Origin of the sequence: Piscibacillus halophilus (assembly GCF_900110685.1) — a bacterium.
Classification (GTDB): domain Bacteria; phylum Bacillota; class Bacilli; order Bacillales; family Alkalibacillaceae; genus Piscibacillus; species Piscibacillus halophilus.
On sequence record NZ_FOES01000064.1, the window covers coordinates 1 to 8882 of the forward strand.

The 8882-nt window shown below is 33.9% G+C and carries 10 protein-coding genes, 1 tRNA gene and 1 pseudogene; 4 read left to right on the forward strand and 8 right to left on the reverse strand.

What is annotated here, in order from left to right:
* Both BMY57_RS15330 and BMY57_RS16390 read left to right on the forward strand, forming a co-directional pair.
* Window positions 1–324: ATP-binding protein (locus BMY57_RS15330; protein WP_256205330.1), on the forward strand; the 324-nt coding region annotated here is incomplete at its 5' end.
* Between the two features lie 44 nt (window positions 325–368).
* Window positions 369–509 (forward strand): annotated as a pseudogene (locus tag BMY57_RS16390) (DUF6176 family protein); the annotation flags it as partial.
* 102 nt (window positions 510–611) lie between these two features.
* Here the strand turns inward: BMY57_RS16390 and BMY57_RS16395 are convergent.
* The 7 genes from BMY57_RS16395 to BMY57_RS15365 form a co-directional block, all read right to left on the reverse strand.
* A complete protein-coding gene (locus tag BMY57_RS16395; RefSeq protein WP_256205331.1) occupies window positions 612–1046 on the reverse strand; it encodes a hypothetical protein in 435 nt (144 codons plus the stop codon).
* Window positions 1047–1186: 140 nt separating this feature from the next.
* A complete protein-coding gene (locus tag BMY57_RS16400; protein WP_256205332.1) occupies window positions 1187–1510 on the reverse strand; it encodes a hypothetical protein in 324 nt (107 codons plus the stop codon).
* 37 nt (window positions 1511–1547) lie between these two features.
* Window positions 1548–1925 (reverse strand): VOC family protein, encoded by a 378-nt coding sequence (locus tag BMY57_RS15345; protein WP_091776195.1) that lies wholly within the window; start codon window positions 1923–1925, stop codon window positions 1548–1550.
* Window positions 1926–2349: 424 nt separating this feature from the next.
* Window positions 2350–2754, reverse strand: a complete 405-nt coding sequence (locus tag BMY57_RS15350; RefSeq protein ID WP_091776198.1) for a hypothetical protein — start codon at window positions 2752–2754, stop codon at window positions 2350–2352.
* A 9-nt stretch (window positions 2755–2763) separates the two neighbouring features.
* Window positions 2764–3930, reverse strand: coding sequence for a PstS family phosphate ABC transporter substrate-binding protein (locus tag BMY57_RS15355; RefSeq protein ID WP_256205333.1), 1167 nt, complete (start codon window positions 3928–3930; stop codon window positions 2764–2766).
* Window positions 3931–4046: 116 nt separating this feature from the next.
* Window positions 4047–4499: a GNAT family N-acetyltransferase gene (locus BMY57_RS15360; RefSeq protein WP_091776209.1), complete on the reverse strand. Its 453-nt coding sequence runs from the start codon at window positions 4497–4499 to the stop codon at window positions 4047–4049.
* Window positions 4500–5290: 791 nt separating this feature from the next.
* Complete coding sequence (locus BMY57_RS15365) at window positions 5291–5482, reverse strand: hypothetical protein (RefSeq protein WP_091776201.1); 192 nt, start codon at window positions 5480–5482, stop codon at window positions 5291–5293.
* Window positions 5483–5580: 98 nt separating this feature from the next.
* Between BMY57_RS15365 and BMY57_RS15370 the strand changes: the two genes are divergently transcribed.
* Window positions 5581–5653 (forward strand) — tRNA-Val (locus BMY57_RS15370).
* Window positions 5654–5822: 169 nt separating this feature from the next.
* Here BMY57_RS15370 and BMY57_RS15375 read toward each other — a convergent pair.
* Window positions 5823–7481 carry an ATP-binding protein gene (locus tag BMY57_RS15375; RefSeq protein ID WP_177176406.1) on the reverse strand — a complete coding sequence of 553 codons (1659 nt, stop codon included), beginning with the start codon at window positions 7479–7481 and terminating at the stop codon, window positions 5823–5825.
* A 149-nt stretch (window positions 7482–7630) separates the two neighbouring features.
* On the opposite strand from BMY57_RS15375, the gene BMY57_RS15380 reads away from it, so the two are divergent.
* A complete protein-coding gene (locus BMY57_RS15380) occupies window positions 7631–8827 on the forward strand; it encodes an ISL3 family transposase (RefSeq protein WP_091774713.1) in 1197 nt (398 codons plus the stop codon).
* Window positions 8828–8882: the final 55 nt, after the last annotated feature.

An 8882-nucleotide genomic window follows, 5' to 3' on the forward strand; every position in this document is an offset into this window, starting at 1 on the left:
TTTACTAGAAAATCACAGATAAGATTGAAACGCCTTCGTGATTCGAACCTTGTGATTATTGATGATTTAATGTTTATGGCTATGGATCAGAAAGAAGCTAATCTCTTTTTTCACTTAATCAATGATTTATATAATTCAGCTTCCATCATATTAACATCAAATAAAGGTCCAAGTGATTGGGGAGAACTTCTAGGTGATCCTGCCATAACAACGGCTGTCCTTGATCGGATAGTGCATCGAGCGGAGGTGATTCAATTAAGTGGAGATAGTTATCGAATGAAGAACAGAACTTCCATTTTTGAGGAAGAAAGTGTACAAAATTAATTAGCAAAAAGTGTTCAATTTTACTTGACGGTCACAAGAGATTCATGAACATAGAATTAACTAGATTTCGAGTCAAAAGAGGAAAAACTGAGTTGGTTAATGAGTGGATGAAATTTTTAAACGATCATATAAAAGACGTCTTATTGACGCTAGAAGATGAAAAAATGTACATAGAAAACACTTTTCTCACTCCAAATTAAAAAGAATTTATTTAAATCCCAGTCCTTAAGTAGATTTGAGGAGCAAACCTCCATGTTCAACTCTCCCACCAGTTATCTTAAGAAGGATCAATCCAAATTACTTTTTTGATAGGTAATCAAAGTAGGACTTGGTTGAAATGGTAAGGTTTTTAATACTTCCATAGCATTGTGATCTGTTGTATCGAATTCCCCCACAATATACTGAACACCGTGATCAGCTGCATAACATATTTGGTGAAATGTTAACTGGGTTATTAGTTCTCTATTATAATTATCTTCAACACCACACCAGCCTAATTCATATGTATCGCTCTTTTCCGATTGATGAAGAAAAGAGTATGCTATAACGTCCTTTTTATCTTGATCTATGTAAATAATACTTCCATCTAGAATTATGTCATCAGCTAAAATTAACTTTTCCCATTTTTTTATATCTACACCCACAACTGGATTAACTAAATGTGTTTTTTCATAATTGTTTTTTACTAAATTTGTTAATTTTTTTAACCATTCTTCATTCATTGACACATCTCTTAATGTTTTAATGATATATTTTTCAGTACTCATAGGAATATCCTTATTAACATCTGATACACTTAGAGTAGGCATATATGTTCTTCTGATTTCCTTAAAACCTTTATCTTCATAAACATGTTTTAAATTTACAGAAGTTTCCACATAGAAGTTTGTAAAGGAAATTTAAACACTTTTTGTTCTTCAACTTTAGTTAGTAATTTCTCTTCAATGTTAGCCTTTTTATAAATTGGATTACTTAATATTCGAAAGTAGGTACAATATGGATGAAAATCACTTGTCCATGCAAAGATCATATCAACTAACTCGTTATTACAAAAAGCTGAGTAAGCAAAAATTAATCTAGAACTATTTAAAACATTAAGCAAATACTCATCTTCAAAAGACACATATAATAAGTCGGACAGATGTTTCTCGTCTTTGTTTTCATATCTTTTTATTTTACATTGCATCATTTAATCCCCCTTTAACTACAAGTCTTCACAAGTATTATTCGGAAGTAATCCTTATAAAATATCCATCTGGGTCAGCGACCTTAAAACCTCTCATATCCCAAGGGTATTTTTCCACTTCAACCTCAATTGGGTAATTGTTATCAAGACATCGCTGGTACACATTTTCCAATTCATCAACAACTATTATTAGTTCAAAACCATTTCCTTTAATATCACTTTTTGCCTTATTGTTAAAATAATGTTTATCTCCTAATGCTGATTCAGAAGTAAGTAACAACGAGAAACAATCATAGTTAAAACGTGCACCTCGTTTACCTCTCCCATACAACTCTAATCCGATAATGTCTTGGTAAAAATTTAAAGATTCCTCAATATCCTTTACATACAGTTCGACTCTAAAAAGAACACTCATTTTATCACTAGTCCCTCCTCCAACTTATTTACCTTATTCAAGAAACCTACCCAGTTAGTCGAATAACGTCCTTTTACTTATTTTACTGCATAAAATTAATCATCTTAAAATTCCCTCAATTAGTTAGTTATACAATTTTGAATTACAAATAACCTTACATGTTCGATTACAATTTCATATGAAAAAACAGCTCAATTAAGGGCATAAATTGTAATTTTGTACTCCCAAACTGAACTTTTTATTGAGGTGTTTCTACCCATAAGTTCGCCACCAAATTTGAAACCGTCACTTCAATGATAGGCTCTTCATTCAAATCGAGGTCGATTTCGCCAGATGGATTCAAGTAAAAGCTAAATTCATCTCCATCTCGATGAATTAATCCCGTTGAACCAGATGGGTCTAAATCATAACTAACCCCTTTGTATTATGCGTGTGCTTCTGCTTGAAGCTCACTCTTATATCCATTCATACTCTGTCCATGTTCAATACCAGACACTAACATCGCATTATTTAAACCATAAGTCCCAAAAGATCTAAATGTCACTTCATAGACTGAATCATTCATCGTGACTTTTGATATAAAAATATGCCTGTCTTCATCGCGATAAAGCACTTTTCCTTCATTACTATCAAGGTCACTTAAATCAATCTCAACCGTATATTCCCCATCAATAGGCACCGGATGATGATAAAAATCTTCAGTATTATTTGCGGCATGACTAATTCCATTAATCCACAAACTTCCCCATCCACTTGCCCAAACAAAAAACAATAGGCCCAGAAGAATAACTACACCTAACGAAAACTTTTGTAAACGAGAATTTTTCATAGACTCCCCCTATTCACTAACCGGCACATACCCAACCTTTTCTATAATCTCCTGCCCTTGTTCCGACAAAATCCATTCAATAAACCCAGGAACATGCTCATTTTCCGTTCCAGCGCTGACCGCATAAAATTCAGAAGCAAACGGATAAGAATCGTCTCGGATAGATGCCTTACTAGGCGCAACACCATCAATTTCTAAAAACTTGATCTTACCGTGGTCGACCATTTCATTCGCAAAAAATCTAAATGAAAAACCGATCGCATTTTTATGATTACGATATGTCGAGGTTTCCTCAATGATGCCACCCATTCCTGAAACCACATCATCCGTCGGCGGTTCCATTAACGGGATATCTCCCATAATTTTCTGTAGCGTCGTCTGACTTCCACTGTCCTCTGGGCGTTGGAAAGCACGAATCTCTTCATCATTACCTCCAAGTTCTTGCCAATTCGTAATCTCAGCAGAATAAATCCCCTGAATCTCTTCAACGGTTAGTGAGTCAACAGGATTATCAGGATGTACGAAAAAGACAAACGCTTCTCTCCCAATTGGTGTTAGATCTAACGTTTTACCTTTTTCTTCAAACCTATTTTCCTGATGTTCAGATGGTCCAGCGGCAAAAATAAGATCAGCATGCCCATCCAGTAAATGGTCATAAGCTCCTGTCGTTTGATTCGCCATCACTTCACTATTATGTAAATCATAATCCGCTTCTGGATAAACCGCTCTAGCAAAACTAGAGTAAATCGGATAAAGTGCCGTCGCCCCATCAATTACGGGCAAGTCATCTTCAATCTGAAACGTCGCCTCTTCTTCTAAATCAACTGCCTTCGTTCCATTTACAAATGGCTTATACTCATTTAAATCTACATCCTGATTGCTCACGACTTCCAAAGAATCTAGATAGTATGCATACCCCTGTTGCCCTACGAATATTAACAGACAGATTCCAAAATAAATTCCAGCGAAAATGCTTAACTTTTTTAAATTGATTTTATTAAATATTCCTAAAGTCCAAAAAACAATAATTCCAATAGCCACTAATAAAATGAGAAAGATTAAGATATGACGCCCAACCGAAACAGTTAAAGCCGTATAAATTACAAACATTAAACTAGCAAATGCAACACCTAGAGCAAGTATAATAGTAGAAATAATTTTCATAACGAATGTCATATAATTAACTCCCTCAAATTCCGAATATTTACAATATTTTTCATCTATTATACATGAAGAAAAGCCGTGAAACTATGGTCTAATAAAAAAAGGAACTCAGTATCACCGAGCTCCTCCTATAAATCTTGAGATAAACGAATCATATCCCTGCATCGTATACCATTTTCATAAATTTCTTCATCATAATGTCTTATAAAAAAGTCCGTATCAATTTCAGATATTCTAAATCCACATTTTTGGTACAACGCAAGCTGGCTAATACTTGAATTACCAGTTCCAATTTCAATAGTCTTGTAACCTTGACTTTTAGCTGTTTCAATGGCATTCAAAACTAAGTTTTTCCCAATGCCCTTACCATGATGTTCTTCTGCCACTGCAACATTAATCAATTCAACAGTTTCGGGTCTCGTTGGAAGTAGAACATAGACTCCAATTATTTCTTTACCATTTTCAGCAATAAAACATTTTCCCCTATTTAAGTATTCTTCTACAATTTTTTTGGAAGGGTCGGCAAGTAGTAATAATTCCATTGGTGGCTGTTCATCTGTGTTTAGTAATCTAATATTCATGTTTTTCCCCTTTATAGAAAGTTTGTTATCAACTATGGCAAGCCATTTCACTCTGTCTTTAATTAAGTGAGGGCACGGATGATAATAATATGTGGATTGAGAATGTTTCCAACCGACGATATTGCGACCTAATTTTTCATGAACTAGTTCAATTAAACGGTCATTCACCCTGTTCGTCCCCCAACCAACTATAATTGGCCCATTCTTAAGGTTCTCTATTAAACCATTTAATTCCTTTTCTCTTTCGGCAGAAAAAATGGTATGTTCATAAAATCCATTTTGATCGGATAATAACAGTTTCTCTTTAAAACCTTTCATATTACCACATCTTAAGTCACTTAAATTAATCACTGCAGCTAAATTCCATTCTCTTAACTCCATCAGTCTCATGATCTGATGCTGGGTTGGGTCTGATTTTGATAAAGTGAGGTTAATGGTTTGAGTGTCTTTGGCTACTCTAATATATATATAATCACCCTGTCTTTCAGGCTCACAACTCCCAGGATTCGACATGATGATTAAAGCATCGTAGTGATTCTGTTTCGTATTCTTTCGTTTTATTATGGCAAGACTCCGACATTGAAACACATGCCCTTCTTTATGTACTTCGTAAAACTTACCATAAACATCAAATTTCTCGTTTAACACATCTGCCTTAATGAACTTCACACCCACCCATCTCCCATCTGAACGTCTTATTACCATTTATTAACGTTTTCAACAAAATATATGAGAGGTGTAGTTTAAAATGAACAAAAAAAGCCACCTAAAATTAGGTGGCTTACTAACATTTACTCTTCTTTTAGACGTTTTAACAGATCAAATACTCGTTTTGCATAAACAAAAGCTAAATAACCAGTACCTATCACAAATAATATCCCGAACACGATGAACAAGTGATATAAGTACTGCGGAGCCGATACAGCAACTGCTGCAATTAACAGCCCTCCGATTAATAAATACGTCAGAACTCTTGCTATCATTTTAGAATCCTCCGACCAAAAAAGTATTGACAACTACAGTATAAACTATTATATTTATATTTGTCGATTGATTATAATTGAATAAATTTCAACAATACGACTCCGTAGCTCAGCTGGGAGAGCGCCACCTTGACAGGGTGGAGGTCGGTGGTTCGAGCCCACTCGGAGTCATAGGGTGCCAAACCTAACTAGACCTCCCTCGCCCACTGGGCCCGGGAGGTCTTTTCATGTTTAATAATGTTTAGCTATGTTTAAATAAATTCCTTAAATATTATGGTTGTGGTCACATATTGGTCACAATAAAATATTATCTTTAATCTTGTTTTTTCAATATTTATTTTTATTTAACAAACTCTGGATCGTATTGTTTAACCTTAGGATATCGAGTAGATAAAGTTTTCATTTCTTCTTTTTTCCATAATTCAGAAGGTAGAAATGTCTTGGATATTTCTCCATATTGTTCACCATCTATATTTATCTCCATAGGTAATGCAAAAGAGTCACCTACTATTAATGCAACCCCTTTTCGTAAATAAGATAATCTATGAAGTTGACTATCATTTAAATATGGAATACTTTTTCTCATCTGATCCAAATCAATATTATTACGAATTCTATGCAAAATGAAGTTATTACATTGCGATAAAACTGTTTTGGATAACTCCCCTGGCCTTTGACTAGATAAAGTTAAGAAAATCCCGAATTTTCTTCCTTCTTTTGCGATAGTTTGAAACATTTTTGAATAATCAACAATATTATCCTCATTTTTCTCTGAAATATATTTGTGGGCTTCATCAAATATAAAATTATAACTTTTATTGATTCTACCTTTTTCTTGTTTTTGTTTGTATTGTTCATTAAATATATTCCTTAATATATAACTTGTAAAAAACAATAAAACGTCATCTTCCATGAAAGAGCAATCAAATAATGTAAAGGTATGATTGCTCTCTAACATTTTTTTCATCTTTTCTTGCCTGTCTATGTTTTCAGAAAATAAATTATTAGAATATGTTGCCTCTAGGTTATCAATTCGTGTCATTAAAGTAGAGCAGAATGTCCTGATTTGATTATTACCTTTTGATTCCTCTAAAAGTAATACTAAATCCATGGCCAACTTTAGATCTTTTATAGAAAAAGCTTTACAATCAGTTTCTTCCAAACAGCTTATTAAGTATGGATGAATCTCTTCATAATCATAATTGGTTTGCTCTTTAATATAATCCTTAATTGAATCCCTAAATGTTTTATCATATTCACCACTGAAATTTCCAAATTGGGGATTATAATGCTCTAAACAATCATTAATTTCTTTTGAGTCTATTCCCTCTAATAATCCTATTATTTTGGCTCTTTTAGGAACAGCATCAGTTGATTGATTTTTGAATAATTCTAACGCACAAAATGCTCTAATCCACCAAACATCACTACTATTAGTCTCAAGATGGTTAGCTAACTTTAACGCATTTAATAATACTGGTTTTTGAGTAGCTTCAGAAGGTTGAAGTAAATTAAGCCAGTCATCCAAAATTAAACTATCTATACTAATAGAGATATCAGAAACCTTTTCAACATACGTTAAATCTTGAGGTAATTCACTATATTCATTATGAACATCAAAAATAATAAAATTTGCTTTGGAAATGTCGATTTCAGGATTATCCCTAAGATTAGCAACCTCATTTAGTAGTTTCCTAATGGTTGTTGATTTTCCGGATCCTGTGTTACCCAATATACTCATGTGATTTGTAAGAATACCATCCAAACTAATACTAGGGATTAATTTTTGTGTCGTAAGTTTACCAAGCGTTATATAAAGCTCATCATCTAATAACCTAAAAATTTTATTGATATCAGTTTGATTAGTTAAGGATGCTTCCTCTCCAATTATTGGAAAGCTTGACAATCCATATTCAAATTTATCTAATATTATTTCACCGACTGGTGCAGCTTCGAAAAAGGCTTTCTCAATAAATTTTGATTTTTCATCCTCAATCAATGGTTTTTCTTGCTCATATAATCCAATTATCTGATAAATATACTTATTAATGATTCTCCACAATGAAATGTGTCAGACATTGAAAAAAGCAGATTCTTCCTTTAACGTTAAAGTTAACCACAACTCAACATAAGAAAGGAAGATCTGCTTTGTATAAACAGTTTACTACAGATATCCTTCAATTAACAAATTTCGTTTTAAATGATGAAGGTGAACCAGTCTCTGATGGTTGGATCTTAGGTGTTGAGCCTAAGGCTCAACAATGTTATGTATGCCCATACTGCTTTGAAAGAAGTACCAATCATGCTCGTGATAAATATCGTGTATTGAAACACGCCTGGGTATCTACTGAAGAAACAATTTACCTTAAGGTGCCAGTGCACCGGCAACGTTGTGAGGACTGTGGCATCACTTGGACAGTCCAATTTCCAGAAATACCTTGTCGTGGCACAGTTACGACACATTTTAAACAAATGATTTCAAGGAAGTGCATCAAGCAATCATTCGCAGATGTTTCACGTGATATGCAGGTACCTGAATCGACAGTAGCTCATTGGTTTTATCAATATGCAGAAGATGTTATGGCTGATCCTGAAAATTATGATGCTCCATCAGCTTTATGTTTGGATGAATTTGCTCATAAAAAAGGACATTCATATAGCATTGCATTAATGGATGCAAATACAGGCCATGTTTGGCAAACTTCACCTGGAAAAGACCGTGAAAAGATCCAGGAGGCTCTTAAGCAATACCCGTTTTCTGCACCAAACGTTGTTTCAACAGACCTTGCACCTGGCATGGCTAAGACAGTCCAGAAGGTTTGGCCTGAAACATCTATTGTGGCAGATAAGTTCCATGTCATTCAACTCTTCACGAAAGCTTTAGAATATGCTCGTAGATTAGATAAAAATTATGCTACGAACCACAAGAAAATTCGTCATCAACGCAGACTTCTTATGACAAAACCTGAAAAATTAAAAGAAGACGAAATTGAAACTTTAAATGATTGGCTATCAGCCAATCCTAAGTTAAGTAAACTCTATCAATTCCTACAAGATTTCAGAGAATTTTACGACCATACAGAATATGACTTGGCTAAACAATGTTTTGAAAATTACTGTCAACACTACTTATTTGATGGTACAGGTCACATCCAGAAGATTGTAAAAACCTTATTACAGTGGAAACAAGAAATATTAAATTACTTTAAATATTCTATAACTAATGCACCTTTAGAAGGCACAAATAATCTAATTAAAACGATTAAACGCCGAAGTTATGGATGCCCAAATTTAGACAACTTTAACTTGCGCATTCGAATGGAATGCAAGCAGCCAACGGCATAAGTAACAGAAATTGTACGTTAAAGGGAGCTATAAGCACATTTTATTGGGGAGATCC